The 26,436-nt window shown below is 62.3% G+C and carries 22 protein-coding genes and 2 tRNA genes; 9 read left to right on the top strand and 15 right to left on the bottom strand.

Annotated elements, in window-relative coordinates:
* Nucleotides 1–127 precede the first annotated feature (127 nt).
* From DW178_RS06495 to rlmD, 3 genes are all read right to left on the bottom strand, one after another.
* On the bottom strand, nucleotides 128–1,516 hold the full coding sequence (locus DW178_RS06495) for a tetratricopeptide repeat protein (protein ID WP_118350214.1): 1,389 nt from the start codon (nucleotides 1,514–1,516) through the stop codon (nucleotides 128–130).
* 48 nt (nucleotides 1,517–1,564) lie between these two features.
* Entirely contained in the window at nucleotides 1,565–2,098 is a 534-nt protein-coding gene (locus DW178_RS06500; protein WP_042434623.1) for a peptidylprolyl isomerase, read from the bottom strand.
* Nucleotides 2,099–2,503: 405 nt separating this feature from the next.
* Nucleotides 2,504–3,856 (bottom strand): 23S rRNA (uracil(1939)-C(5))-methyltransferase RlmD, encoded by a 1,353-nt coding sequence (rlmD, locus tag DW178_RS06505; protein ID WP_353653291.1) that lies wholly within the window; start codon nucleotides 3,854–3,856, stop codon nucleotides 2,504–2,506.
* Between the two features lie 49 nt (nucleotides 3,857–3,905).
* Between rlmD and DW178_RS06510 the strand changes: the two genes are divergently transcribed.
* A tRNA-Arg gene (locus DW178_RS06510) sits at nucleotides 3,906–3,982 on the top strand.
* A gap of 185 nt (nucleotides 3,983–4,167) precedes the next feature.
* Here DW178_RS06510 and DW178_RS06515 read toward each other — a convergent pair.
* The gene (locus tag DW178_RS06515; RefSeq protein WP_114620421.1) at nucleotides 4,168–4,578 is read right to left on the bottom strand and encodes a GtrA family protein; all 411 of its coding nucleotides are present in this window, start codon (nucleotides 4,576–4,578) and stop codon (nucleotides 4,168–4,170) included.
* A gap of 336 nt (nucleotides 4,579–4,914) precedes the next feature.
* Between DW178_RS06515 and DW178_RS06520 the strand changes: the two genes are divergently transcribed.
* The 5 genes from DW178_RS06520 to DW178_RS06545 all read left to right on the top strand — a co-directional run bounded on the left by DW178_RS06520 (nucleotide 4,915) and on the right by DW178_RS06545 (nucleotide 9,611).
* The gene (locus DW178_RS06520) at nucleotides 4,915–5,892 is read left to right on the top strand and encodes a glycosyltransferase family 2 protein (protein WP_118350215.1); all 978 of its coding nucleotides are present in this window, start codon (nucleotides 4,915–4,917) and stop codon (nucleotides 5,890–5,892) included.
* Between the two features lie 257 nt (nucleotides 5,893–6,149).
* Nucleotides 6,150–6,224 (top strand) — tRNA-Glu (locus tag DW178_RS06530).
* A 73-nt stretch (nucleotides 6,225–6,297) separates the two neighbouring features.
* Entirely contained in the window at nucleotides 6,298–7,641 is a 1,344-nt protein-coding gene (locus DW178_RS06535; protein ID WP_286168551.1) for an MGDG synthase family glycosyltransferase, read from the top strand.
* A gap of 32 nt (nucleotides 7,642–7,673) precedes the next feature.
* Entirely contained in the window at nucleotides 7,674–9,188 is a 1,515-nt protein-coding gene (locus DW178_RS06540) for a DEAD/DEAH box helicase (protein WP_118350217.1), read from the top strand.
* A 90-nt stretch (nucleotides 9,189–9,278) separates the two neighbouring features.
* Nucleotides 9,279–9,611 (top strand): NifB/NifX family molybdenum-iron cluster-binding protein, encoded by a 333-nt coding sequence (locus tag DW178_RS06545; RefSeq protein WP_118350218.1) that lies wholly within the window; start codon nucleotides 9,279–9,281, stop codon nucleotides 9,609–9,611.
* Nucleotides 9,612–9,964: 353 nt separating this feature from the next.
* Here DW178_RS06545 and rplT read toward each other — a convergent pair whose 3' ends face one another.
* The 5 genes from rplT to DW178_RS06570 form a co-directional block, all read right to left on the bottom strand.
* Nucleotides 9,965–10,318 (bottom strand): 50S ribosomal protein L20, encoded by a 354-nt coding sequence (rplT, locus tag DW178_RS06550; protein WP_042434636.1) that lies wholly within the window; start codon nucleotides 10,316–10,318, stop codon nucleotides 9,965–9,967.
* Nucleotides 10,319–10,342: 24 nt separating this feature from the next.
* Entirely contained in the window at nucleotides 10,343–10,540 is a 198-nt protein-coding gene (rpmI, locus tag DW178_RS06555; protein WP_042434638.1) for a 50S ribosomal protein L35, read from the bottom strand.
* Nucleotides 10,533–11,123 carry a translation initiation factor IF-3 gene (gene infC / locus DW178_RS06560; RefSeq protein ID WP_286168552.1) on the bottom strand — a complete coding sequence of 197 codons (591 nt, stop codon included), beginning with the start codon at nucleotides 11,121–11,123 and terminating at the stop codon, nucleotides 10,533–10,535. Before infC ends, rpmI begins: the two co-directional genes overlap by 8 nt.
* A 414-nt stretch (nucleotides 11,124–11,537) precedes the next feature.
* Nucleotides 11,538–12,680: a histone-lysine N-methyltransferase gene (locus DW178_RS06565; RefSeq protein WP_118350220.1), complete on the bottom strand. Its 1,143-nt coding sequence runs from the start codon at nucleotides 12,678–12,680 to the stop codon at nucleotides 11,538–11,540.
* A gap of 29 nt (nucleotides 12,681–12,709) precedes the next feature.
* Nucleotides 12,710–13,114, bottom strand: coding sequence for a hypothetical protein (locus DW178_RS06570; protein WP_118350221.1), 405 nt, complete (start codon nucleotides 13,112–13,114; stop codon nucleotides 12,710–12,712).
* Between the two features lie 175 nt (nucleotides 13,115–13,289).
* Between DW178_RS06570 and DW178_RS06575 the strand changes: the two genes are divergently transcribed.
* The gene (locus DW178_RS06575) at nucleotides 13,290–16,244 is read left to right on the top strand and encodes an insulinase family protein (RefSeq protein ID WP_118350222.1); all 2,955 of its coding nucleotides are present in this window, start codon (nucleotides 13,290–13,292) and stop codon (nucleotides 16,242–16,244) included.
* 163 nt (nucleotides 16,245–16,407) lie between these two features.
* Here DW178_RS06575 and larB read toward each other — a convergent pair whose 3' ends face one another.
* Together larB and DW178_RS06590 are read right to left on the bottom strand one after the other, a co-directional pair.
* Nucleotides 16,408–17,760, bottom strand: a complete 1,353-nt coding sequence (gene larB, locus DW178_RS11550) for a nickel pincer cofactor biosynthesis protein LarB (RefSeq protein WP_286168553.1) — start codon at nucleotides 17,758–17,760, stop codon at nucleotides 16,408–16,410.
* A gap of 206 nt (nucleotides 17,761–17,966) precedes the next feature.
* Nucleotides 17,967–19,013, bottom strand: coding sequence for a substrate-binding periplasmic protein (locus tag DW178_RS06590; protein WP_199669254.1), 1,047 nt, complete (start codon nucleotides 19,011–19,013; stop codon nucleotides 17,967–17,969).
* A gap of 376 nt (nucleotides 19,014–19,389) precedes the next feature.
* Between DW178_RS06590 and DW178_RS06595 the strand changes: the two genes are divergently transcribed.
* Complete coding sequence (locus tag DW178_RS06595) at nucleotides 19,390–20,127, top strand: ComF family protein (RefSeq protein ID WP_286168554.1); 738 nt, start codon at nucleotides 19,390–19,392, stop codon at nucleotides 20,125–20,127.
* A 96-nt stretch (nucleotides 20,128–20,223) separates the two neighbouring features.
* Here the strand turns inward: DW178_RS06595 and DW178_RS06600 are convergent, their stop codons facing one another.
* Nucleotides 20,224–21,540, bottom strand: a complete 1,317-nt coding sequence (locus DW178_RS06600) for a glycosyltransferase family 2 protein (protein ID WP_118350224.1) — start codon at nucleotides 21,538–21,540, stop codon at nucleotides 20,224–20,226.
* 612 nt (nucleotides 21,541–22,152) lie between these two features.
* Here DW178_RS06600 and DW178_RS11275 point away from each other — a divergent pair.
* Nucleotides 22,153–22,323 carry a hypothetical protein gene (locus DW178_RS11275; RefSeq protein WP_158574089.1) on the top strand — a complete coding sequence of 57 codons (171 nt, stop codon included), beginning with the start codon at nucleotides 22,153–22,155 and terminating at the stop codon, nucleotides 22,321–22,323.
* Between the two features lie 348 nt (nucleotides 22,324–22,671).
* Here DW178_RS11275 and DW178_RS06605 read toward each other — a convergent pair whose 3' ends face one another.
* The 3 genes from DW178_RS06605 to DW178_RS06615 form a co-directional block, all read right to left on the bottom strand.
* The gene (locus DW178_RS06605) at nucleotides 22,672–24,006 is read right to left on the bottom strand and encodes an MFS transporter (RefSeq protein WP_118350225.1); all 1,335 of its coding nucleotides are present in this window, start codon (nucleotides 24,004–24,006) and stop codon (nucleotides 22,672–22,674) included.
* Nucleotides 24,007–24,192: 186 nt separating this feature from the next.
* Nucleotides 24,193–24,999, bottom strand: a complete 807-nt coding sequence (locus DW178_RS06610; RefSeq protein ID WP_118350226.1) for a creatininase — start codon at nucleotides 24,997–24,999, stop codon at nucleotides 24,193–24,195.
* Nucleotides 25,000–25,094: 95 nt separating this feature from the next.
* Nucleotides 25,095–26,249 (bottom strand): DMT family transporter, encoded by a 1,155-nt coding sequence (locus DW178_RS06615; protein WP_118350227.1) that lies wholly within the window; start codon nucleotides 26,247–26,249, stop codon nucleotides 25,095–25,097.
* Nucleotides 26,250–26,436 lie beyond the last annotated feature (187 nt).

Consider the following 26,436-nt stretch of genomic DNA (forward strand, 5'->3'; position numbering starts at 1 on the left):
CTTATCTCTTATCCCAAGCGCCCGTTTCCACGGGCGCAGGTTACCTTGATTGCGGCTTCAATGCTTGACTGCGCATCGAGCCGTTTGGCGACAGGCTCGGACGCGAAGTCCGCAGCTCGTCAAGCCGTTAGTTCTGGCTGGGGAAGTACAGCTCCACGTTGCTGACCTTCCAACCGATGAGGTCGCGCACCATGGATAGCTTGTACTGCATCTGCCCGCCGCCGTCGGTTTCAGCGGTCACGTACACGGTGGAATCGGTCATGGACTTCTCCACGGCGTTGATGGTGGGTGCGGAATCCTTCACGAGCGAGTTGGTCATGGAAGCGGCGGACGTGTCGCTTACCTCGGCGGAATACAGCGCGGAGGCGTTATCCGGATCGGCGAACAGCCGCGTTGCCACGCTGTCCTGGCTGGGGTAGCCCCAACCCTGCGTGTACATGAACAGCGCGCCGCCAAAGGCCGCCACCACGAGCAGGATGATGACCACGAAAATCTTCAGACCCACGTTGCGGCGCTTGCGATCGCGCTTGGCAACGCCCTTGGACCACTGCTCCAGCTCCTCGTCGGAGGCGCTGAAGAAGCGATCATCGCCCGCTGCCGCGCCGTACTGGCCGGCATCGGCGGCGTAGGGGTCGCCGTAATAGTACGGATCGGCCTGCTGGGCCGCGTAGGGGTCCTGTTCGGCGTACATGGCGGAGCCGTCGGCTGCCACATCGATGCCGGAAAGGTCCGCCGAATCGGAGGGCGCTGCGCCGCCGGGAACCGAAACCGGGGCCATGACCTGGGTGATCTCGGACGTGCCCTGGGCGACCGCTGCCACCGCGCGTTGGTAATCAACGCTTGCGGAGTCGGACAGGAAATACGTCTTGTCGGCGATGGACTCCTCGAAGGCGTTGACGGCCTTCTGCATCTGGCCGGTCGCGACGTAGGCCTGGCCGAGGTTGGCGTACAGGCGGTTGCGCATCTCGGGCTGCATGTCGAACTGCAGGGCGCTCTCGTAGGACGACACCGCATCGGCGGCACGATTGAGGGCCATGAAGCACACGCCCAGGTTCAGCAGGGCCTTGGTGGGGTCGGGATTGGCCTCGTCAAGGGCGGCGTTGCGGAACGCCACGCCGGCCTCGGCGGTCTTACCCATCTTCAGAAGCGCGTTGCCCATGCCCGTGTAGGCCTTGTAGGCGGAATCGTATTTCGCATCGGAAGCGGCCGCCTCGAAGTTGGCAACGGCATCCTCGTAGTCGTGCAGGGCGGCGTAGGCCATGCCCAGGTTGTAATGCACGCCGCCGCGGGCGTCGTAGGCCTCGTCGGCCACGGCCTGGCCGTAGGCCTGGATTGCCTCGTTGGGCTGCTTGAGCTTCACCAGGCAGTTGCCCATCTGGTGGTACAGCTGGCCCATCTCGCCGGGGGCGAGGGGGCTGGCCTCGTCCTGCAAGCACTGCCGGTAGACTTTCAAGGCGCCTTGGAAGTCCTTCTGCGCATACGCTGCGCGGGCTTGCTGGAATAACTGGTTGTTCATCTGGATCCTTCGCTATCTTGTACGCTTCGAAATGCTGCGGTTAGCAGGCTATTCGGCGGCGTTCTCGATCTCGATGCCCTCGATCACATCGCCGACGCGAAGCTGGGCGATGACGTCCATACCCTCGATCGTCTGGCCGAACACGGTGTAGCCGCTGTCCAGCATGGGCTGGGCGCCCAGGCACAGGTAGAACTGCGAACCCGCGGAATCGGGGTTCTGGCTGCGGGCCATGGCCAGCGCGCCGTCGGCATGGTGGTTGTTGGGGTTGGTGGAGTACTCCTCCTTGATGCAGTAGCCCGGGCCGCCGGTGCCGAGGCCGGCGAAGGGATTGCCTGCAGCGGCGATGACCTGGTCAGTATCAAGGTCGCGCGTGTTGGGGCAACCGCCCTGGATGACGAAGCCCGGCACGTAGCGGTGGAACTTCAGGTTGTCGTAGAAGCCCTTGGTGGCAAGCTCGACGAAGTTGCCGACGTGGATGGGGGCGTCCTTGCCCGCCAGCTGCACGCGGATGTCGCCCTTGGAGGTTTTGATGACGGCGATCTCATCGCCGGTGGGCTGATACGCGGGAGTGTACAAAGCCATGGGACTTCTCCTTTTCTCAAGCGTGCCCCGACGTTTGCCAGAGGCCTTCGCGAAAACGCCCGCGCAGAAGGCGGGCGTTGCTTTAAACGAATCTCGTGATGCGTAGTTTAGCAGCTTGGGACCGGGCGCGGCGAAACCTGAAAACGCCTGCGGGGAAAAACCGTAGAACGCACAAACGGGGCCTGAGTGCCGGCAAGCGGCCCGGAGGCGCTATGCAGCAACCCCGCACTCCGTGCGAACCCGGGGCCCGCCGCCTTCCAGCCGCACCCCCGGGCCCAGCAACCTTCGGCCCGTGCAAGCCGACCGCGCATCCGCCAGGTCCCGCAACTTGCAACCCACGTGCGCCCGGCTTCGCGGCGCTGCGCGGGCATCGCCCGCCCGGTCTCGGCGCAACCACGCTGGCGCTTAGCCGCGCACGAAGCAGCTGACCAGCTCCACGTGGTAGGTCTGCGGGAACAAGTCGACGGGCTGAACGCGCTCCAGGCGATAACCCACGTCCTCGAAGCGGCGCACGTCGCGCGCCCAGGTTGCGGGGTTGCAGCTTACGTAGACCACGCGCCCCGGGCGGGCGGCGGCGATGTCTGCCGGCACGCCGTCGGCAAGGCCCGCGCGCGGCGGATCGACCACCAGCGCGTCAAGGCCGCCCAGCTCTGGCAGCTCGCGAGCCGCGTCGCCGCCTATGACGTCGATGTCGACGTAGTTCTCGTCGGCGTTGCGGCGCAAGTCGCGCACCGAAGACGCCGCAGACTCCACGGCGATCACATCGGCGCCGGCGCGCGCCATGGCCACGCCGAAGGTGCCGCAGCCCGCGTACAGGTCGGCGACGAGCAACCCGTCGAGCCCCTCGGGGCCGTCCTCCCCCACGCTTCCGCCAAGCATGCGGATGGCCTGCTCCATGAGCTTTTCAGCTTGCGCGGTGTTCACCTGGAAAAACGACGGCGCATGCGCCACGTAGCGCGCGCCGAGCAGCTGCTCCTGCCAGCAGCCCTTGCCGTCGAGCACCTCAAGGCCCTTGATCTTGCGCGCCTTGCCGGGGTCGGCGATGACGCGCACCACGCTCGTGGCCTTGAGCGAGCTTTTCAGCATCTTGGCGGCCGCCGCGCGCGGGAAGCCCGACGGGCGCGTCCACAGCGCGATCTCGGTCTCACGGGTGCGCACGCTCGTGCGCACGCCCACGCGGAAGATGCCCAGGTCATCGGAGCCCTGCAGATAGCGAAGCGCCCCTCGCAGCGCCTTGGGCGCCTTGGCGATGGCGTCATGGGCCAGCGGGCAGGACAGCGCCTGCAACACATCAGGGCTGCCCTCCTGATGAAAGCCCAGGTTGAACGTGCCCTTCGCATCCCATTGCGCGCCCAATTCCAGCTTGTTGCGGTACCCCCACTGGCGCTTGGAGGGCAGGCACGGCGCCACCAGCTCCGCCGCGGCGTCGCCGAAGCCGCCCGTGCGGGCGAGCGCCGCCACCACGTTGGCGCGCTTTGCCTCAAGCTGCACGTCGTAGGCGATATGCTGCCACGGGGCCGCGCCGCTTGCTGCGGGCTCGACCCACTTCGGCATCACGCGGCACGAGCCGGGCTGCTCGAGCTTGGCGATACGGGCGCGAGCGAACGTGGGCTTGTTCTCCACCACTTCCACGCTTGCCACATCGCCCGGGGCGCCGCCCTCCACGAACACGGTCTTGCCGTCGGACAGATGCCCGACCGCTTCGGCGCCGTAGCCCATGCGCTCGACGGTGATGGTTTCGATCATGTTCACACTCATTTCTTTTTCGGGCCCATTCGGGCGATAGTAGCGTATAATCAATAGATACGCCCTAGTAGCTCAGTTGGATAGAGCGTCTGCCTCCGGAGCAGAAGGCCACAGGTTCGAACCCTGCCTAGGGCACCATTTGCATTCTCCTCGAACCCGCTGGATGTCATGTCTGGCGGGTTCGTCGTTTCCAGCATCGTGGTTCGGCGTCGGGCACCCCGTCATCCAACGCACACGCTTTCAGCATCGGACACTTCATCATCCGACGCACGCACCCGCCAGACAAAAGCCTTGAGCAGGCACGCCTTCAGGCGTAGCGACGATTACGCCTGCTGCCCCTGCGCCCCATCGCCGGCGTCCAGGAAGATCTTTCGGGTGACGAAGTTCCACACCATGACCACCGCCGTGGCGAAGATCTTGGTGATCAGGTAATGCACGCTCAGAAGCTCGACGCCCGCCCACATGCACGCGTTGTTGATGCCCAGGCCGATGACCGACAGCACCACGAAGATGATGAACTCGCGACGACGAGACATGCCTTCTTTGTGGGTGAACACGTAGCGCATCGACGCGACGTAGTTGAACACCACCGACACCGTGAACGAGATGGTGGCGCTGACCAGGTAGTTCACGCCGAACGCCTCGGTAAGCAGGGCCAGCAGGCCGTAGTCGATGATAAACGCGATCACGCCGACCACGCCGAACTTCATAAGCTGCGCGATAAGCTTCTTCACGCAGGGCTCCTCTCCATCGCAAGCGGGGGCATCCCGCATCCGCCGGCCTTCGAGCAAGGCCTGGCTCGGTACATCCACAAATGCCGTCGCACACGTCGCGTTGCCGGCTTGAACGCCGGAGCATGGCACCGGCAGCAGGCCGAACGGCCCGTGCGCAAGGCGAAAAACGCTCTCGGCGCAACCTGACGATTATGGCACCCCTTGCCCCATCGGCACAACAATCCCACGCCATCCGCGCATATACTGCGGAAAGCGCGGCATTCACGTAGCGAAACCGCGCGGTTTCGAGTAGCATGCCTAGTACTTGTGCATTCAACTTTCACGAAGGAGCGCCCGGTGACTGAAACCGATAAGGCCGCCCTCACGGGCAAAGGCGTGGCCGTCATCATACCCTGCTACAACGAGGCCGTCACCATCGGCAAGGTGGTCGACGACTTCCGCCGCGTGCTGCCCGAGGCGGCCGTGTACGTCTACGACAACAACTCCTCCGACGGCACCGGCGACATCGCGCGCGCCCACGGGGCTATCGTCAAGGTGGAGCGCCGCCAGGGCAAGGGCAACGTCGTGCGCCAGATGATGCGCGACATCGACGCCGAGGCCTACCTCATGGTCGACGGCGACGACACCTACCCCGCCGAGGCCGCGCCGGCCCTGCTCGCGCCGCTTTTCGCCGACGAGGCCGACATGGTGGTGGGCGACCGCCTCTCGAACGGCACCTACGGCGAGGAGAACGACCGCGCCTTCCACGGCTTCGGCAACGACCTGGTGCGCTTTTTGATCAAGGCCATCTACGGGTTCGAGTTCTCCGACGTCATGACGGGCTACCGCGCCTACAACAAGGTGTTCGCCAAGACCATGCCCGTGCTCTCGCCGGGCTTCGAGATCGAGACCGAGCTGTCCATCCACGCCGTCGACAAGCGCTGGCGCATCGCCGAGGTGCCCATCGACTACCGCGACCGCCCCGAGGGCTCGGAGTCGAAGCTGTCCACCTTCTCGGACGGCTTCAAGGTGCTCATGATGATCATGTCGCTGTTCAAGGACTACAAGCCGCTGGCGCTTTTCTCCTGGGTGGCGCTGCTGTTCGTTGTGCTGGGCCTGGTCGCCGGCGTGCCGGTCATCGCGCAGTTCGCCGCGACGGGCCTGGTGCCCAAGCTCCCCACGGCGCTTCTGGCGGTGGGCCTGGTGTTCGTGGGCCTTCTGTGCTTCGCGTGCGGGCTCATCCTGGACACGGTGGTCAAGGGCAACCGCAAGCAGTACGAGATCGAGGTCACGGAAGCCTACGAGCGTTACGGGCGCTCAAACGCCGCGAAGTAAGCCGGCGGCTTCCCGTGCCCCCCTTTTCCCGTCGAGAAGGGCGTCTCCCATCAGCGCAGGCCAATGCACCCGATCGTTTCACGCCCCCCATCGACGATCATCAGTCTACGGGGGTTTGCGCCGAGCGTGCCCATCCGGTATGTTGAAATAGGGCCAAGTTGTGTAAGAAATATGCACAACACCGCAATCGGGTCTTGCGAAACGAATTGCTTTTTGTCATACTGAACGGGCTGCTTTTCGACACGGAAGCGCAACCCGTCCCCATAGTCTAGAGGTCAGGACGCGGCCCTTTCAAGGCTGAGACACGAGTTCGATTCTCGTTGGGGGCACCATTCGAACGCTAGGGCTGGTCGAGTACCGGCCCTTCTTATTAGTGAAAGCCGGCTTGCCGGCTTTTTCGCTATCTTGAAGGGAAAGGCAACCATCATCGCTACCCCCGCAGAAACCGATCCGCACAACGAACAGGCCGCACCGCTGGTCATCGTCATGCACGCTTCGGTGGGCTCGGGGCATCGCAGCGCGGCCAATGCCGTAGCCCAAGCCTTCGAATACATGAAAGCCGAGCAGGCCGAAGGACGCGAACAGCCCACAGAGGCCTTCCCCGTTGTGCCGAAGCTCCCCGATGGTCTTGAGGTCGAAGTGCTCGATGTGCTCGATTACGGCCGCGTGGTGTTCGATGGCGACAAAACCGCTTCCATGTTCACCGGCCCCACCCGCCCGATATACGACCTGACGTGGCGCTTCACGCTTACCGGCAGGCTTTTATGGGGCGGCGGGAGCATCTGGTCGCACCTGATGTACGGCAAGTTCACCGAACTGGTACGCAAGCGTCGCCCGCTTGCCATCATATGCACGCACATCACCGCAGCCAACGTCGCGGTGGCGGCGCGCATGCTTACCGGACAGCGCTTCCCCATCGTGTGCGTTCCCACCGACTACGAGACCGAGGGCCTGTGGCCGCATCTGTCGACCGACCTGTTCTGCGTGGCCACGGAAAGCATGGCCGAAACGCTGCGCCCGCGTCTGGTGCCCGAGCAGCGCATCCGCATCACCGGCATCCCCACGCGCGAGGATTTCCGCGCAAGCTATGACCGCGAGCAAACCCGGCAACGCCTGAACCTGCCGCAGGACAAGCGTATCGTGCTGGCGCTCGCCGGGGCCTATCTGCCTCGGCCCTACGTGCACTTCCGCACGGCGCTCGACAACCTGCTGCCGTATCTGCACACGTTCGGCGACACCCTGCATTTCGTGTTCGTCGCGGGAAACGACGCCGAGTACGCCGGCCATCTGCGAAGGGCCTGCAGCGACCTTGGCATCTCCGATTGCGTGACAGTGCTCGAGTATGTGGAGGGCATGGCAGGCCTTATGGCGGCATCGGATTTGGTCATCTGCAAATCCGGCGGCCTTACCGTCACCGAATGCCTGTGCGCGCAGGTGCCCATGATCTTGCTCGGCCGCGCGTACGGTCAGGAAAACGCCAACGTCAGGCTGCTCACCGCCAACGGCGCGGCAATGCACGTCACCACCTGGCGAGAGCTGCTCGAAGCGTTGCGACACGTCTCCCGCAGCCCCGAGAGCGCGCGTTCGATGCTGGTCAACGGCAGCTTCCTTCGCCATCCAGACGCTGCGCGCGACATAGCGTACGCCGCCATGGAGCTTGCCAACGCCGAGAAGGACCCGGCAAACCCGCTGTACAAGAAGCACTTCCTCCAATTCTATTGGGGCCATAAACCCGCGCACGTGCGATAACGCCGCGCGCATCTGGAAAGGATCTACCTTACATGACGCATTTCGACGACCTCGGCCTTTCGGGCCAGGCATTGCAAGCTGTGGCCCAGCTGGGTTACAGCACCCCCACCCCTGTGCAAGAGCAGGCCATCCCCAAGGTGCTCGAAGGCCGCGACCTGATCGCCGCCGCGAAGACCGGCACGGGCAAGACCGCCGCGTTCAGCCTGCCCACCATGGACAAGCTCGGGCATGCCAAGGGCAACAAGGGCCCGCTCATGTTGGTGGTCACCCCCACGCGCGAGCTTGCCGAGCAGATCGGCGAGGTGTGCGGCATCATCGCGAAGAACACGCACCATCGCATCCTCACCGTAGTCGGCGGCGTTTCCTACAACCCGCAGATCCAGGCGCTCAACCGCGGCATCGACGTGCTCATCGCCACGCCGGGCCGCCTGGTAGACCTTATGGACCAAGGCGCCGCGCATCTGAGCAGCGTGGAAGTGCTCGTGCTCGACGAAGCCGACCGCATGCTCGACATGGGCTTCTGGCCGGCCATGCGCAAGATCATCGGCGCCACGCCGCAAAACCGTCAAACCCTGCTGTTCAGCGCCACCATCGACCGCACCATCATGAGCACGGCCGGCAAGCTGCTGCACGACCCCGCCATGGTCGAGATCGCCCACAAGGGCGAGACCGCCGACACGGTGGAGCAGTACGTCATGCACGTGCAGCAAGCGGTGAAACCCGAGCTGCTCAAGGGCCTCATGAAAGAGCGCGGCCACAGGCGCGTCATCGTGTTCTGCCGCACGCGCAGCCGCGCGGACGCCACGTGCCGCCGTCTGAAGAAGGTCGGGTACTCCGTCGAGGCCATCCACTCCAGCCGCAGCCAGAACCAACGTCGCCGCGCCCTTGAGAACTTCGCCAACGGCACCACCGACGTGCTGGTCGCCACCGATGTGCTCGCACGCGGCATCGACGTGGAGGAAGTGGAGTATGTGGTGAACTACGACCTGCCCACGCAACCCGAGGACTACGTGCACCGCATCGGCCGCACGGGCCGCGCAGGCGCTTCCGGGTTCGCCGTCAGCTTCGTCAGTCCCGAAACCGCCGACGCGCTGCGCGACATCCAGAAGCTGCTCAAGCGCACCATCCCCGAGCTTGAGCTTGAGAACTTCGACATGCACGAAGCCGAGAACGAGGCCGCTGCCAGGGCGCAGCGCGCCGAGGCACGTCGCGATCCCGAGATCCAGCAGGCTAAGAAAGAGCAGGCCGCCCGCACGCGCAGGAAGAACAAGGCACGCGAGGCCGCACAGGCCGAAGAGGTGAACACCCGCCGCGCCAAACGGGGCGGCCGCAAAGTCGCCGAAAAGCCCGCCAGCGGGACGGCGCACGCCGCAAGGAAGCACAGCAACGCCGATCACGGCTCGCAGCAGAAGCGCGGCAACGGCTCTAGGAACGCTTCCGCCAACCGTGCTAAGACCAGCAACGCGTCCGGTGCGCAGGGCGGCGATTTCCGCCCTGGACGCGCCCATCGCGCCCAAGTTGCGCACCAGCGCAACAGGCGCCGCTAACAGTTGGTTATGCGCCGGTTAAGGGGCCGGCGCATAACAGCCCGGTAATCTATCGGTAAAGTGTATATCGTCTTTAGGAGGGAGGACGCCATGCGCATAGCGGTAGCTTGCCAGGGGCTTGATGTGGCACCAAGATTTGCACGCAGTTCAAGTTTCATGTGCTATCGCGTTGACCGTGGCATGTTCGCCGATTGCCAGAATATGCCCAACCTTTCGTTCCCTCCGGCTCAGCTGGCTCAGGTATTGAAGGACCTTGATGTCAGCGTTATGATCGTCGACAGGATCGACCCAACCTCGGAGACGGCCCTGAAAGCAGCCGGCATCGAGGTTCAAACCGGCTATACCGGCACCGCATCCGCCGCTGCGCGCACCTATATCGGGCGCACGCTGTCCGGAACGCACGAAGAGCTGGAGGCATCGTAAGCGCTCTAGCGCTACGCGATAGCATGGCACGTGGAAAGCGCCTTGGGGCGCTTTTTTCGTATCTACAGCCCTCTAAGGCAGCTGAATGCTAGCAGTAAAAACCTGCTAAAAGCAGCCTTGAACGCTAATATCTTTATTTACGATCCAGGGCTTAATACCCTTATAACACTTCTGATTCGAAAACATCGGCGCACAATCGCAGGATTCAATCGGCAGCAACCCATCTCGTCTATGCAGACAACCGTCCGTATGCAAGCAACGAAGCGACATGCTCGGCGATACGTAGCCAGAACGCAAAACACCCCGCTTGGGAATCCAAGCGGGGTGTTCAACATTGTTAAGCTTACTACAGCTTACAGGGCCTTCTTGGCGACCTCGACGATGGCGGTGAAGGCCGCGGGGTCGTTGATGGCCATGTCGGAGAGCACCTTGCGGTCCAGCTCCACGCCGGCCTTCTTCAGGCCGTTCATAAAGGCGGAGTAGCTCATGCCGTTCAGACGGGCGCCGGCGTTGATGCGGGTGATCCACAGACGACGGATCTCACGCTTCTTGTTGCGGCGATCGCGGTACTGGTACTGCAGGGAGTGCTGGACCTGTTCCTTGGCAGCGGTGTAGGAACGGGACTTGGCACCATAGTAGCCCTTTGCACGGTTAAGGACGGTGCGGCGCTTCTTCTTGGCGTTGACTGCACGCTTGATACGAGCCATTGATTATCACTGCTCCTTTAAAACTTAGCGAAGGCCGAGGTTGCGGGCCACGACGCGACGGTCGGCGGCAGCCAGCTCGGTCTCGTGACGGAAATTACGCTTACGCTTCTGAGACTTCTTCGTCAGAATGTGGCTCTTGTAGGCCTTAGCACGCATGATCTTGCCGGAGCCGGTAACGCGGAAGCGCTTTGCCGTACCGCGATGGGTCTTCATCTTAGGCATTGCCTTCGTCCTTTCCTTCGTCTTTCTTGTCGTTTGCCTTCTTTTTCTTCGCCGGCATGCTTGCGGGAAGCGGGGCGATGAGCATGTGCATGTTGCGGCCTTCCATCTTCGGCTGGCTCTCGATGACCGCAATGTCCTTCAGGTCGTCGGCCAGGCGCTCCAGAATGGTCAGGCCCTGTTCCGGATGGGCCATCTCGCGGCCGCGGAACATGATGGTGATCTTGACCTTGTTGCCAGCGGAGAGGAAGCGAAGCACGTGCTTCTTCTTCGTGGTGTAGTCCCCCACGTCGATCTTCGGGCGGAACTTCATTTCCTTGGTCTCGATCTTGCTTTGGTTCTTGCGAGCCTGCTTCGCCTTGATGGCCTGATCGTACTTGAACTTGCCGTAGTCCATGATGCGGCACACGGGCGGTTCCGCATTCGGGGCGATTTCAACAAGATCAAGCCCCTGGTCGTCAGCAACGCGCTGCGCCTGGGCAACCGGGTAGATACCCAACTGCGTTCCGTCGAACCCGATCAGGCGGCACTCGCGCACCGTGATCTGTTCGTTGAGCCTAGGCTCTTGAGCGGCTATCGCACTCACCTTCCTTCCTTGCATGCGATATCGCATGGCATAAAAAAACCCACAGCTTCAAGCATGCGGGCGTGATGAACGAACCATGTTCAGGTATTCATACGACCCATCAGCAGCTTGAAAGCGCCGAACTAGGTGGGAGGCGCTACGCCCCCGCTTGTGAACAGCTCGTTTATTATAGCGTGAACGCCGTCCGGCGCAAGGGACCGCCCTTCTCACCTGCCAGCGTTCACAAGATGAACACAAGAAGCGAAAGCCGTGGGCAGGAACCAAGCTCGCCGATCGCCGACACGCGCTGCGGAAGGCCCACCCAGCTCCAGTCCCAGGCCATCAACCGAGCCCTTGCGTTCCGACATGCCGAGTGCACGGCCCCGGGTCCCTGGTCGAAATAGCACCGGCGGCCATTCGGCCACCGGTTACCTGCTACGCGTTGATGTAGATATAGATGATACGCACGGTGTCGGCCAGGTTGCCCGAAGCGTTGGCCGTGCTGTAGTCGTACATGAGCACGCTCGACCAGGTGTGGGCGGCGCCGTTGATATCCACGGTGCCGTTGAACGAGCAGTTCTCCTTCACGAGCGTGGTGCCGTCGGAAGCATAGGTGGAATACGAGGTTTTGTCGGAGGGCAGCTTGGCCGAACCGTCCGTCACGTTCACGCCCGCCTCTCGCAGCGTCTTCTCGACGATGTGCTCGTTCTTCACGGCGTCGGCGAAGCTAAGCGAGCCGTACCCCAGCGACGCGGTGGCGGCGGAGTAGCCGGCCTGGATGACCTTGCCGTCAGCATCGAGCCCGAGATAGACCGTGGGCGTGCCGGAGCGGGAATCGGCAGGCTCCGCGGTCAGGGCCACCGTGACGCTTTTCTTCACGGAATTGCCCTCTTCGTTGACGTCCTTGGAGGACGTGACCGTGGCACCGTGCGCAAGCGCGGTGATGGCCGCATCCTGGGTTTGCCCCAGCACGCCGACCAAGTTGGGAACCTCGGTCTTCTTGGCGGTGGTGGCGCTTGCCGCGTCCTTGCCGGAGTTGTCCTGGGAAAGGTTGCCCACGTCGGTGGACTGCTGCTGGGCCTGGGTCTGCTGCACCATGGCGCGACTGGACTCGTTCCACAGCTGGAAGGCGAAATATCCCAGTGCGCAGGCGAGCACCACGAGCAGGGCCACGATGATCACGAGCACGCGGCGGACGCGACGCGACTTCTTGAGATGCGGATGCTCCACCGGATCGGGCTTGCCGTGGCGGCCGCGAGGCTGGGAGGGCATGACGGCAGGGACCTCGTCGCCGAGCACGGGCTCGTCGCGCGGCTCGAGGCTTTCCACCGGGTCGGAGTAGTCTTCCGAGGTGTCGCCTTGGTACTTGAAGCCGGCGGCATGCGCGCCGTGGGAGGCCGCGACGGGCGCGAACGCCTCGGTCAGGCCGAGCGACGTGTCGCCGTCGGCCGCGCCACGCTGCTCGGGGGCGTCGCCGGCGCCGATGGGCGCGAACGCCTCGGTCAGACCCAGGGATGCGTCGCCCTCGGGCTGCTGCTTGCGGGCGCCACGGGCGATGTTGAAGCTATATTTGGACATGGTCAGGCCTTTCTCTTGAAAACAGCCGATCAGCGCATGAACAGGGCGAAGTAGACGATCGCCGCGATGATGACGATCCCGACGCCGACGAGCACCGCCTTCTGCATGCCCGACATGGGGCCGGCGTCCAGATCCTCGAGCGTCTGCTCGGCGCGATGGGCAGGCTGCGGACGGCTATCGGACGCAAAGGTTTCCGGCTTGCGGGCGTGAGCGGCGTGCGACTTGGCGGCATGGTTCCCGGCAGGCGCCTGCTGCGCGGCACGCTTCGGCTCGGGCACCGCCACGGGCGCAACCTGAGGCTCGGGCTCTGCGTAAACAGCCTCTTCAAGAAAAGCTTCGCCCTGATGGCGGCCGTAAGCTCCTGCTTGGATGACCACATCGTCGTCATCGGCGGCATTGACCGTGATATGGGAGAAGCGCCGATCTTGCGCCATGCCGTACCTCCTTGTGCGTTTCCATGCTGTGTATGCCACCGATTATAAAGGATTGGCCGGCAGGCCCCGGCACCTAGGTAGAAAAACCACGGAGCAGTCCCGGCACCTTGCCCGGCCCCGCTGCCGTTGTGCGACAATAGCGGGCGAAACCAGTATAAAGAGAAAGGCGGCTTGCATGAACCTTGAACAAGGCCAGGAACTGCACGGGTTCACCGTGCTCACGGCCGAGCCCTTGCCCGAGATCGACGGCGATGCCTACACGCTCTCCCATCCGGTAAGCGGCGCGAAACTTCTATACCTGCGCAACGACGACCGCAACAAGGCGTTCTCCATCGCCTTCCGCACCCCTCCGGCCGACGACACCGGCGTGTTCCACATCCTGGAGCACTCGGTTTTGTGCGGTTCGGAGAAGTTCCCCGTCAAGGAGCCCTTCGTCAACCTGTTGAAAACCAGCATGCAGACATTTTTGAACGCCATGACCTTCGGCGATAAGACGCTCTATCCCGTGGCCTCCACCAACGACCAGGACCTCATGAACCTGGCCGACGTCTACATGGACGCGGTGCTGCACCCCGACATCTACCGCAAGCGCCAGGTGTTCGAGCAGGAAGGCTGGCACCTTGAGGTGGCCGACGCCGATGAGGCCCAGGCCGAAACCGGCCGCCAGCTTACCTATAACGGCGTGGTGTACAACGAGATGAAAGGCGCGCTGTCCGATTCCACCAGCGTGCTGTACGACCAGCTGCAGGCAAGCCTGTTCCCCGACACCCCCTACGCGTTCGAGTCCGGCGGCACCCCCGAGGCCATCCCCACGCTCACCTACGAGCACTACCTGGAGGAACACGAACGCCACTACCGCCTGGACAACAGCTACATCGTCTTGTACGGCAACCTGGACCTTGACCGCATGCTGGCGTTCCTGGATGAGCGCTACCTGACGCCCGTGGCCGCCGAACAGGCGAAACGCCGCGAGCAGCGCGCAGCCGAGGGGCTTGCGGAGCTTGCACCGCGCACCTTGCCCGTGCAAGGGCCCGTGCGCGCCCTGGGCGTGCGCCGTGAGATGGCAACCGCGCCGGAGAACGCCTGCATGGGCCTGGGCTGGGTCATCGGGCACGTGCGCGAGCGCACGCGCATCGTGGCCGTCGATATCTTGCTCGACGCCATCGCCGGCAGCAACGAGGCACCGCTCAAGCGCGCGCTTCTGGACTCCGGTATAGCCGGGGACGTGCAGTCCTACCTGGCAGATTCCGTGCAGCAGCCCTTCGCCGTGCTGCAGGTGCGCGACTTGGGCGAAGACGCCGCGAAGCGTTTGCGCCCTGCCGTGGATGCCGAGCTTGAGCGCCTGGCCGCAGGCGGGCTTGACCACGCGCTCGTGGAGGCGTCCATCTCCCGCGCCGAGTTCGTCATGCGCGAACGCGACTTCGGCATGGCCGACGGCGTGGCGCTTGCCATGACGTCGTTGTGCGGCTGGCTCTACGACGACGATCTTGCCACAGCCTATCTGCGCTACGAGGACGACTTCGCCTACCTGCGCCGCGCGCTTGACGAGGGGTATTTCGAGGGCCTCATCCGCGAGGTGTTCCTGGACAGCGCCCATATGGCCGAGGTGGAGGTGGTCCCCGTCGAGCAGCAGGACGACCCCGGGCAGCGGCACCTGGCCGAACTGGCCGCCGGCTTCACCGATGACGACTTCCAACACGTCGAGGATGAGGTCGCGCTGCTTCGCCGCATGCAGGAGACGCCGGATGCGCCCGAGGATGTGGCAAAGCTGCCGCAACTGACGGTCGCCGACATCGGGCCAGCACCCGTCGAGCCCGCATACGGCCTGGCCGAGGGCGCGCCCGTTCCCTGCATCCGTCATCACCTGCCGACGCGCGGCCTGGTCTTCGCCTACCGCTACTTTGATATGAGCTGCCTTGATTTCGAGGACCTGCCCTATGCGGCGGTGCTCGGCATCGTGCTGGGAAAGCTCGGCACCGATGCGCATTCGGCGGCCGAGATCGACACGCTCACCAACGGCAAGCTGGGCAACTGCTCGTTTTTCTGCGAGGTGTACGAGGACGAGCACGACCCCGATGCCGTGACACCCACGTTCGTGGCGAGCGCATCGGCATTGGCCGAAAACGTCGAATGGCTGGCCGAGCTGCCGAGCGAGATCTTGGCGAGGACCGACTTCGCCGACACCGGCAAGATCCGCGACGCGCTGCAGCAGCGCCGCATCGGCATGGAGCAGAGCTTCGCCAACGCCGGGCATGCAGCGGCCATGGCACGCCTGACGTCGTACTTCCTACCTGCCGGCGTGGTGCGCCAGCAGCTCGGCGGCGTGGACTTCCACCGCTTCCTGGTGCAGCTGCTGGATAACTTCGACGATCGCGCCGATGAACTGGTAAAACGCTTGAATGAGGTGGCGCATAAGCTGTTCGACGGATCGAACTTGCTGCTGTCGATCGCCGGCAGCGATGAGTGCGTCATGCGCTTCTGGCAATGCGCCGGCATCACGGCTGGCACGGGCAAGTCCCCTGCCGCGCTGAAGATCCCGAAGCCGAAGATGCGCAACGAGGCGTTCATCGTGCCCACCGACGTGTGCTACGCCTCCACGGGCTTCGACCGCCGCTCGCTCGGCGCGCCTTACACCGGCGTATGGCAGATCGCGGCGCGCGTGCTTTCCTACGACTACCTGTGGAACGAGGTGCGCGTGAAAGGCGGCGCCTACGGGGCGGGCTTTCAAGCGGCGCGCAGCGGCACCGTGCGCTTCTATTCGTATCGCGACCCGCATCTGGACGAGACGTTGGAGCGGTTCAACGGCACGCCCGCATGGCTTGCCGCATTCGATCCCGCGCCCGAGGAGATGGACGGCTACGTGGTCAGCACGGTCGCCGGCTTCGATGCGCCGCTCAAGGAGCGCATGCAGATCCGCCGCCAGGACGGCGACTTCCTGAGCGGGCGCACGCCCGAGGCGCGCGCGCAGACGCGAGCGGAGATGATCGGAGCAACGCCCGAGAAGCTGCGCGAGCTTGCAGGCGTCATCGAAGGGGCGCTTGGCAAGGAAGCCGTCTGCGTGTTCGGCAACAAGGCCATCCTTGAGGGCGCGAAAGCCGATCTGGACGTGATCGACCTGCTCAACGGCTAACGCCGCAGGACGCGGTAACGCTCGAAGGCCCTGAAAACGGCGAATCGCCGCAGGCAAGGCCCGCGCAAGATGCGGGACCGCGCCTGCGGCGATTTTCGTTTGCGCTGAACGCGAAGGCGTCCCGGGAGTGATTACCCGAGCCGCCTCTGTCCAAAGCCGACGATTATTCGAACTCGTCCACGAAATGCAGGATCATGGCCGCGCTCGTGGGGGTCATGCGCTCGCCTGGCAACGTACGCTCGCTCACGGGGATGCCGCGGGCGATGATGGCCGACGTTGCCGGAGCCGGGATGGAAAGCGTGCCATGGGCGCATTCCACTTCGCCCTTCCCCGTTTGCGCGGCCGTGGCCACGATGCGCTTGGCGCCCGTGGCTTCCACCGCCAGGCAGACGAGCAGCGTGTTGCGAATGCGGGAGCCGTCGCCGACTTCATGGAAGTGGGTTTGCTCGACCGCGCAGCCGTGCGCGACGGCCTCGGCTTCGGCCAAGATGGTGTAGATGGCGCGCATATGGCCGCGCACCGCCGGCGAAACCGCCAAGCCGTCGATGGTGGCGAGAACCTCCCCGATATCGTGATGATGGCGATCGGGGACGCCTGCGGTATCGGCCGCCGCCTCAAGACGCTGTCGAGAATCGGGCGGCAGCTGCAGCAGGGTATCGCCCAGAAGCTGGTTGCGCGTGGCGTTCTCGGCAAGGTTCCATCTAAGGGTTTTCACGTCAGGTTCTCCTTCTCCATGTCGGCTGCCCGCACGCTCGATCATATGTGCCTGATATCCCGCGCCGAACCCGTTGTCGATGTTGACCACGGAAACGCCCGACGCGCACGAATTGAGCATAGCCAGAAGAGCCGCCACGCCGCCCAAGCTGGCACCGTAACCCACTGACGTGGGAACGGCGATCACGGGGCACGCGGCCATCCCGCCGACCACACTGGCAAGCGCGCCCTCCATGCCCGCCACGGCCACTACGCAGCTGGCGCCTGCGATGTCCCCCCGATGCGCCAGGAGGCGATGGATGCCCGCAACCCCCACATCGTAGAGGCGCACCACACGCGATCCGAGCACCTCGGCGGTAACGGCCGCCTCCTCGGCGCAGTACAGATCGCTGGTACCTGCGCACGCTACCGCGATGTAGCTATCGCGCATCGGCTTTGCCGGCGCGCCGAGAAGGCCCAGCTGAGGAACGGGCCGATACTCGAACGCCGCCTCAGCCTGCGGGTCGCGTGCGAGCAGCGCAGCCCGCACCGCTTCCGCCTTCTGCGCTTCAAGCCTGGTGACGAGCACGCACGCCTGACCAGCATCGCACAGAGCCAGGCAGATATCGGCGATCTGCTCGGCCGTCTTGCCGGCGCCGTAGACCACCTCGCCAGCGCCCGTGCGCCGCGCACGATCGGTGTCAATCTTCGCGAAGCCCAGGTCGGAATAGCCCTGGTCGGCAAGGCTTCGCTGGGCATCGATCGGGCTTACCGAGCCCGACGCCACCTGCTCAAGCATGTGCAGGACCTGCTGCGGTTCCATAAGCCCGCTCCTTTCCCGCCCGCTCAACGCGGACCGTCGTTGATTCCCAACCATTGAAGCACTAGAAGCTAACTTCAGGTCAAGCGACATCGAAGGGCTGCACGCTTTCGCCATAGGCGCGTGGCAAAACGTCGCCCTCTACAGCAAGGCCCCCGCGATTGCGAGGGCCTAGATCGAAGATGAAGCCAGATGCGATGTGTTGCCGATTAGTTCGAGGCGGTGCTTGCGGCGCCGTTCGAAGCGCTGGAGTCGCCAGTGCTGTTGGAATCAGCGGAACTGCTAGCGGAATCGGCGCTGCTGGTCTTGCTGTCGGAGTCGGCCTTGTTGGTGCTGGAACCGGTGTTGCCCGTAAGCGTACCGATGGCCGCGTTGGCGGAGTTGAGCACCTCGCTCATGTCGTCCTTGTCATCGGAGGCGCCGGCGGTCAGCTTGATGCCGGAAAGGTCCATGGCGGTGCCAAGCCACTTCTTCTGGATGACCGAGGATACGCCGTTGGAGTTCATAGCTGAAAGCGCGTTGGAAACGGCCTGCTTGAGCTGGGTGTTGCCGTCGAGCACGCCTACGCAGTAACCGCTGGCCTGCTGCATGAGCGCGACCATGTGAACGTCCATGCCGGCGTTGTTGGAAACATAGGACCCCACGACGGCGTCGGCGGCCACATACTGCACCTTGCCGGACTCAAGCGCGGAGAAGGCGCTCTTGAGGTCCTCGGTGGTGGTGATGGTGGAGTTGTCGAACTCGTTGGTGACGGCCCAGGCGCTGTTGGAGGACACCTGCGCGGCGATCTTGGTGGAAGCGGAGTTCGCAGGCACCGTGGAGTTGGAGGACTGGGCGAACAGCGCCACGGCGGTGGGCAGATACGTGTCGGAAGTCCAGAAGCTAGGGGAATCGGACTTGTTCACGCCCATGACCACGTCGACCTTGCCGGAGGTGAGCGCACCGGCGGCGTCAGTGGAAACGTCCACGACCTCGAGCTTCAGGCCGAGCTGGTCGGCCAGGGCGGCTGCCATGTCGACGTCGATGCCGACGATCTTCGTGGAAGAGGAGGGCTGGCCGGCCAAAGGCGCGTTGTTTGCGTTGACGCCGACGCGCAGGACGCCTTCCTGGGCGATGACGGGCTTGCTGACCGAAGGCGTGGCCTCGGGCGGCGTATACGATTCCTGCTGCTGTTGGCAACCGGTGGCAAGCAGCAGCATAGCGGCGCAGCAGACGGCCGCGGCGCAGCATGCGGCAAAGCGCTTGAGATGCTTCATGTTCCGACTTCCTCCATCTCGTGCATGTGAAAACAAGCTTCTTCCGACTGACCTAGTTTTCGACCCCACACTCGCGCACCGGGGCTTGGCTTTCGCGCCACCCTCTCCCCCGTCGCGACGGTATGCCGCTCGTATAAACGGAGGGTGCGTCTTACCTCTAGGATACGCCGTGCTCGCCTTCGCGGACGCGCCGCGGGACTTACGTGGATCCTTTCGACCGCATCTGCCATGGACTAGGGCCTTCGTGGAAAGCCCGCAACTACAGACTCGAAAGAAGCCTTAGTAGTGTATCAGATACGCAAGGAGCGGAGGGTTTCGCGGCGCGTTTTCCGCAAGGGTTTCGCAAGACGGAGCGCTTAAGCTTCAAAGCATGGGAATGCTGTCGAACATAGCAGGGGCCTGCGCCCCGATCGCCGCCGAGGCCGCGGAGGCCTTGGCCGAGACCGTGTGGCCGACGCGATGCGCGATTTGCGATACGCCCGGATACGTGCTATGCGATTCCTGCCGGGCGGCGCTCACCTACGTGGACTGGTGGCGCGCCTGCCCCCGCTGCGGCGCGCCGTTCGGGCGCGTGCAGTGCTGCGAGTGCAACGAGGTGATGCTTGCGGCGCAAGGGCGCACGCAACCGGCATTCGACGGCATGGCGGCGGCAGTGTCTTTCGAGGAAGGCGCCGCACGCATCGTGCGCGCCTGGAAAGACGCCGGGGAAAGGCGTCTGGCATCCGAGATGGCGCGGCTCATGCTTTTCCAGGTGCCGCCCGCGTGGCTTGCCGGCGCGGTGGCGGCGCCCATACCCGCGAGCGCCGCCGCACGCCGCCGGCGCGGCTTCGACCACGGCCGCGAACTCGCCTGCGCCGTTGCCGGCATGGCGGGAATCCCCCTGGTCGAGGCGTTGGCGCGACCCCGCACCTTCGATCAGCGCGCGCTCGGGCGGCGCGGACGCATCCACAACCTGCAGGGGCGCTTCCAGGCGCTGCCGGGCGCCACGGTGCCTGCTCGCATCCTGCTCATCGACGACGTATGCACCACGGGCTCCACCATGAACGCGGCCTGCGACGCCCTGCGCGCGGCGGGTGCGGTGGAGCTGCACTGTCTGGTGTTCGCCCGTGTCTAGCGAACACGCCCGCGCATATTGAATCCCGCCCGCCACGCAAGGAAGGCGGCCCCAAGGCCGCCTTCCCGGTTTCGTATGCTGTTTCGCCGTTCAGCGCTAGGCGCGCTCGCGACGGGATTCGCTTTCGGCAAACTCCTGCACGTCCACGTTGATGGAGTGCTTGATGGGCTTCCAGTTGCACTTCTTCACTAGCGCCACCAACGCGATGGGCACGTACGTGAGCATGAAGAACGGGAACGTGAACATGTAGCGAATCTTCTTGCCCGTGGTGGAGTGGATGGAATCCCATTCCACGAAGGTGGTCAGCACGCCGAACATGAACATGAACACCATGTAGTTCATGAGGCAGAAGCAGATCGACGACACCGAGGATGCCACCATGACGCCCGTGGACATAAGGCCTGCCGCTGCCAGGGCGATGATGATGGCGTTGAACGTCACGCTGATGATGGTGAGCAGCATGCCCGGCGCGATGGTCATGAGCATGTCGTAGCAGGCGAAACGGCTGCCCTTGGGGTTGGTGGCGATGCCCTTGGCCAATCGTGCTCCGTAGTGCCAGAACACCTGGTAGAAACCCTTCGCCCAACGGAAACGCTGGTTCCAGGAATCGCGGAACGTGACGGGCTGCTCGTCATAGAGCACGGCCGTGGGCGTGTAGCTGATGCGCTCGCCCTCCAGGATGGAGTTGGCGGAAAACTCGATGTCCTCGGTGAGCAGATGCCACTTCCAGCCACCGTTGCGTTCGATGATCTTCGCGGACACGAAGAAGCCCGTGCCGGAAACGGCGCAGCTGGTGTTGAGCGTCAAGCGAGCCTGGTTGAGGAACTTCGCCTCACGCAGGAACCACACGGCGTAACCGGCGGAGATCCAGTTGCTGTCGTAGTTCTTGGAGTTACGGTAGCTGGTGGATGCGACGGCGCCGTTGTCGAAGGTCTTGTTCATCTCGCGGAAGTAGTTCACGTCGAGCACGTTGTCGGCGTCGAAGACGAAATACGCCTCATAGCCGCGATCGGCATATTGGCTGCGGATGACGTTGAAGCCGTAATCGAGCGCGTAACCCTTGCCCACCTGCTCGGCATTGAAACGCGGGAACACGATGGCGCCGGCCTCGCGAGCGACCTCGGCAGTGTTATCAGTGCAGTTGTCGGCGATGACGAACACGTCGATAAGCTCGCTCGGGTAGTTCTGCACCTTGATCGAGTGGATGAGCTGGCCGATGACCGCGCTTTCGTTGCGCGCGCTGATGACGGCGGCGAACTTGTGGTTCTTCTTCGCTACAAGCTGCTTGGGCTTGCGGGTGAGCACCACGAACACGTAGTAAAGCTGATACGTATAGCAGATGGTGAACGCCAAGAAGACGCAGAAGTTGAATATGTCCACGAACGAGATATGCGAGAAGAACTGATCTAGCACCTTTGCTCCTTTTACGGGCCGCACTCGCTTCGCGGCCGACCTTAGACGCCGCCTTCGGCGCCCCCAGATACCCATACGGCATCAGGCAACGTCCCGCGCGCATGTGCTGTAGTTGTAGGTTCGTTGTAAGCGGAACGTTTCAAACCTAAAGAAGTATAGCGGCATGCGGCTCATTTGTCGCGCGAACAGAGGCGTTTACACCGATATACGACCGCTAACAGGCGGAATCGCCCCATTTGCACACAGGGTCCGCACACGCCCTTCATAATCTAAGGCCTCAGAGCGCATGCGAAAAAGACCAGCAAACACATCGTCGATCGCAGACATGCACATGCTCACGTTATTCTCGAATTCGCCCAAATCATACGGGCAACGATCGCTCCATCCGATATTCGAATCGAGCCGAATACCGCTCCAGCCCTTTCGAGCAAACAAAAACCTTAGAGTCGATTGCGCGCTGCATAGTTAGCAACGAAAACCGTAAAACATAGATTTCACTTTACACTCGTGCGCGATTGCATTGCTTTGAGCAGCGAGGGGACTATAATGCATAGCTAGAAAGTTGGGGATTGCCCCAATCTTGATTAGAACAGGCATGAAAGGACAGCGGACATGAGCAAGGAGCCGTTAGCGAACGTCGCAAGCGATCAAATGAACGCAAAAGAGGATATTAAAGCTGGTTCTTCTTTTGCCGCATCAGGCACCTGCGCGTCCAACCCATGCATTATGGGCAAGTACCAGGGCCGTTATACGAATCGTCGTGGCGGCATCAGGAAGCGCTAAATATCATTTAGACTCGATTGCATTGCCAAATCAAATCAGCGAAAGGGGCCGGGGCTTCCCGGCCCCTTTCATGTGCTGTTGCAGACTGTGCTATATCCGGCTTATAGGACGAAAGCAGATTTGAATCCATTGGCGAAGGCGGGAGTTAGCAGTCACTCACCCACTTTGACTTGCGCAAACGCCGCATCGGTTACGCTGCATCGTCATACAAGCCCGCAATCTTGGACACCCTGCCAGTTAAACGATCGGAAACGGATGGCGCCGACGTTGCCATCGGCGCCATGAGCCCTGTTTGATAGAAGCTTGCGATCTAACCTACCGAGATGAAGTAGCTCGTCTGCTGCTCAACTACTTGATGTCGTGGAGCTCGATGCCGTTATAGTCATGCGCGGTGAACCAAAGGATGATACCGGCAATGATGCAGATGCCCATCATGTAGTAAGCCGGGGCCATACCGTTGCCCGTGAAGTCGATCAGCGCGGTTGCCATCATGGATGCCGTGCCACCGAATAAAACGTAGGCAATGTTCGAGCCAAGTGCAGCGCCGGTGTAACGAACCTCAGTGGGGAACATCTCGGCCTGATAGCAGGCGATGTTCGAGTCGTTGATCGAAAGGGTGATGCACAGCATCAGCTCTGCAACGATGATGATCGGCAGCGAAGCGGTGTTGAGCATCAAGAAGCCAGGCACGCTCAGAAGGATGAAGATCAAGCATGCACCGAGCATCATGCGGCGTCGTCCGATGATGTCAGAGACCTTACCAGCCGCAAGCACGATGAAGATGTACGCCAGCAGCGCGATATCGGTGGCCAGCTGGGCGTCACCTGCGTTCACGCCCGCATATTGCGTCAGATAGGTCGGCAGATACGTCAACACCAGGTAGAAACCGACGGAATTCACCATGGTCGCAGCGATGCTGGAAAGAAGGCGCTTACGGTACTTGGTGAAAACCAGACGCGTGGGGTGCGCGACTTCAGGAACCGTGTTTTCTTCGACTTCCTCTTCATGCTCTTCGTACACGGGAGAGTCGTCGACATGGTTCTTGAGGTAGAAATGGAACGCAATGCCGAGCGGTCCTGCCAACAGGAAGGGGATGCGCCATCCCCACGAGATCATATCGATCTCGGGCATGCTCATCTTGATGATCAGTGCAGCGGTAGATCCTGCGAACAGGCCACATGCCGTGGATGCGGCAACAAGCGAGCAGTACTTGCCGCGATGGTTCGCAGGAGCGTACTCGGCCAGGAACACAGCTGCGCCGGAGTACTCGCCAGCAGCGCTAAAGCCCTGGATGCTGCGCAGTGCAAGCAGCAGCAGAGGAGAGGCGATACCAATGGTCTCGAAAGACGGCAGGCAGCCGATAAGGAACGCTGCAGCGGTCATGCAGAGAATAGAGACGGACAGAGACCACTTCCTGCCCTTTTTGTCGCCCATGGAGCCCCAGAACGCAGCGCCAAGCGGACGGAAAACGAACGAGAGAGCGAAGATTGCGAAAGCCATAAGGGTGGAGTCCACGGATGAATCCGGGAAGAACACCTGGCCGATCGTGATCGCGAAGTACGTATACGTTGCGTAGTCGAACCATTCGATGAAGTTGCCCAAGAAGGACGAGAACGCAACCTTAAGCGGGACCTTTTTCTCTTCGACATCCGTACTCGGAATGTCGGCGGTAACAGCACTCATTTCGTGCTCCTAACTGATTTCATGGAAATCGCCTAGGGAATGAACCAGCTCGTTGGCGTCAAAACGTCGGTCCGTGTAGTGAAGCATGAAACCTCCCGATGTCCTGCGCTCTTGCAGGGTCATTTGGAAAATCGGGTGATACATGCCAAGCGCTTGTATCACCCGACTGTTTACGATGATCTAATCTTATAGATACTCAAGCTTGATTGCTTCGACCATGTTGGCAACAGCGACGTCGCGCAGAATGATGCCCTTTTCCTTGGAGCTCTCACCCGGGTGAGACAGGCAACCCGAAGGCGGAGTGTAGGAGGGAACGATAGGCAGAATGTCGTAGTTGGGAAGAGTTGCCGGAAGACCGGTGTAGAGCTTCTCGTCCATCCTGCTCATATCCACAAGCTCAGGGAAGAACAGGAGCATGAGCGAGGTTTCCATAACGCCTGCATGCTCGAGGTCCCAACCGGTGAATCCATCGGGATAAAGGCGCTCGATGGTGGCGTCATCGACGAAGTCCCAATAGCTGAGCAGCTGGATCTTCACGTCGTCGATGCCTTCACGGCGAGCATCCTCGATGGCAAGCTGCATGCCCTCGAATGCGAACTGGTAGTTCTCGTAATGACCGTTCATGAGGACGATCTTACGGGCGCCCTGGCGAATCAAGCTGTACGCGATGTCGCGTGCCAGCGAGATCAGCGTGGTTCCGCGAAGGCTGGTGGTGCCGGTGAGGTGGAATCCGCCGCCGCTGCGCTGCTGGGAACGGAAACCGTAATTAATCGGGGCGGTAACGATGCCGTGCACCTTGCCGTTGGTCGCCTCCTCAAGAGCCTTAGCGGTTTCGCCTGCCATGGTCTTGGTGAGTGCGGCATCGACGCACATGGCCATATGCGATCCGTGCTGCTCAAGCGCTCCGACCGGGATGAAGAAGATGGAATCGCCTTCAAGCTTGTCGCGATAGGTGAACGCGTCCATTTCTTCCATGTACACGCTGGGCTTCATAGGAATCGTCTCCCTTCGACCTCGGAATCAACCGGGTTATGTGGGGGGATGCCCATCCTTAAGGGGTGAACATCCCCTTGCGATTTACTAAAGGATTAAGCTTCTGTGGCAGCTGACTTTGTGTCGAACTCCTCAGCTGCCTTCTGCGCTGCCGCGCTCATGGCTTCGAGCTTCGGATCCATTCCGTCGGGGGTGGCGTCGATCACGCCTGCTCCCCCAGCACCGACCTGCGCGGAAATCGCGGCACCGGCTTCGACCTCGCCGTCATTGGCAGCCTTGGTGGAGAAGAAAATCTGCGCCACGCCGCCGATGACGATCAGGGCACCGCCGATGAGCTGGAAGGCAGTCATGACTTCGCCGAACATGATCAGACCGAGGATGGAGGCCATGATGGTCTCTTGGTAAGAGATGGCCGCCAGCTCACCGGCCTTCAGACGCTTGGTCGCGAAGGTGAGCAGGTAGAAGGCGCCGAAACCGGTGATCAAAGCTGCTGCGATCAGCACGATCCAGGAATTGCCGTCCATGGTGAACAGGCTCCATGCGTGGGTGATGATCTGGCCGTTAGCATCGAATTGAGTGACGCCGTTGATCTTCTCGGTGTAGGCGAGCGGCTGCAGGAAGAAGTGATGCCAAACCAGCAGAACCAGGATCGACAGCGAACCGAACAGGAAGTTCCACCAGCTGCGAACGTTGGAATCGCAATCCTCGCGATAGCGGGAGAAGAACAGATACAGACCATAAGCAACACCAGAGGCGAAAGCGACTGCATTGCCGAACGCGTACTTCGGATCAAGGTCGAGCGTGAGGCCCTGCGGGGTGATGATACCGACGATGAACAGCATGCCGATAACAACCGCTATGATGCACAAGGCGCCTTTGATGTTAATCTTTTCCTTCAAGAAGATGGCAGCCAGAATCGTCGAATAGATGGGGCCGGTGTAAATTAGGAAAGAAGCGTTGGCCAGGGTGGTGTACTGCGTGGAGAGGCAGTACAGACCGGAAAGCAGGCCAAGGAAGATACCGGACAGCAGCATCGTGCCGGAGAATCTCGTGGCTTTCATCTTCTTGAAGCCGCCGATGAACAGGAAGATGATCGACAGAGCGATCAGACCGGCGAAGTTCCTCCAGAAGGAGATGAAGTCGCCAGGTGCGTCGATGAATCGGGCAAATGCGCCGATACCACCCATCAGCGATGATGAGCAGAACATCATGATAAAGCCAATGAGCTTATACTTTGCTTGTTGGTTCATGGGGGTGTCCCTTCAAACGTCGGCCTTCTCTTATCGAGTGGACGTATTGGGTGGGAAACAAGCGCCCTAAACTGACGTCGCCGCGATTGAGAGCGTAGGCGGGTTGCTGAAGTAAGGATACTTGCTTACAGAAATCAAGAGCACGGCGTAACGTTTCTGGGGGTGCGGCGTAAGCCGCGTCGGCGAT

The organism is Eggerthella sp. AM16-19 (assembly GCF_003474385.1).
Taxonomy (GTDB): Bacteria; Actinomycetota; Coriobacteriia; order Coriobacteriales; family Eggerthellaceae; genus Senegalimassilia.

Excerpts from the sequence above, each read along its gene's own strand:
- DW178_RS06575 (WP_118350222.1), top strand. The coding sequence starts at position 13,290 with ATGAACCTTGAACAAGGCCAGGAACTGCACGGGTTCACCGTGCTCACG.
- rpmI (WP_042434638.1), bottom strand. The coding sequence starts at position 10,540 with ATGCCTAAGATGAAGACCCATCGCGGTACGGCAAAGCGCTTCCGCGTT.
- DW178_RS06615 (WP_118350227.1), bottom strand. The coding sequence starts at position 26,249 with ATGAACCAACAAGCAAAGTATAAGCTCATTGGCTTTATCATGATGTTC.
- DW178_RS06570 (WP_118350221.1), bottom strand. The coding sequence starts at position 13,114 with ATGGCGCAAGATCGGCGCTTCTCCCATATCACGGTCAATGCCGCCGAT.
- DW178_RS06540 (WP_118350217.1), top strand. The coding sequence starts at position 7,674 with ATGACGCATTTCGACGACCTCGGCCTTTCGGGCCAGGCATTGCAAGCT.
- DW178_RS06545 (WP_118350218.1), top strand. The coding sequence starts at position 9,279 with ATGCGCATAGCGGTAGCTTGCCAGGGGCTTGATGTGGCACCAAGATTT.
- larB (WP_286168553.1), bottom strand. The coding sequence starts at position 17,760 with ATGGAACCGCAGCAGGTCCTGCACATGCTTGAGCAGGTGGCGTCGGGC.
- DW178_RS11275 (WP_158574089.1), top strand. The coding sequence starts at position 22,153 with ATGAGCAAGGAGCCGTTAGCGAACGTCGCAAGCGATCAAATGAACGCA.
- rplT (WP_042434636.1), bottom strand. The coding sequence starts at position 10,318 with ATGGCTCGTATCAAGCGTGCAGTCAACGCCAAGAAGAAGCGCCGCACC.
- DW178_RS06500 (WP_042434623.1), bottom strand. The coding sequence starts at position 2,098 with ATGGCTTTGTACACTCCCGCGTATCAGCCCACCGGCGATGAGATCGCC.
- DW178_RS06565 (WP_118350220.1), bottom strand. The coding sequence starts at position 12,680 with ATGTCCAAATATAGCTTCAACATCGCCCGTGGCGCCCGCAAGCAGCAG.
- DW178_RS06610 (WP_118350226.1), bottom strand. The coding sequence starts at position 24,999 with ATGAAGCCCAGCGTGTACATGGAAGAAATGGACGCGTTCACCTATCGC.
- DW178_RS06495 (WP_118350214.1), bottom strand. The coding sequence starts at position 1,516 with ATGAACAACCAGTTATTCCAGCAAGCCCGCGCAGCGTATGCGCAGAAG.
- DW178_RS06605 (WP_118350225.1), bottom strand. The coding sequence starts at position 24,006 with ATGAGTGCTGTTACCGCCGACATTCCGAGTACGGATGTCGAAGAGAAA.
- DW178_RS06590 (WP_199669254.1), bottom strand. The coding sequence starts at position 19,013 with ATGAAGCATCTCAAGCGCTTTGCCGCATGCTGCGCCGCGGCCGTCTGC.
- rlmD (WP_353653291.1), bottom strand. The coding sequence starts at position 3,856 with ATGAGTGTGAACATGATCGAAACCATCACCGTCGAGCGCATGGGCTAC.
- DW178_RS06595 (WP_286168554.1), top strand. The coding sequence starts at position 19,390 with ATGCTGTCGAACATAGCAGGGGCCTGCGCCCCGATCGCCGCCGAGGCC.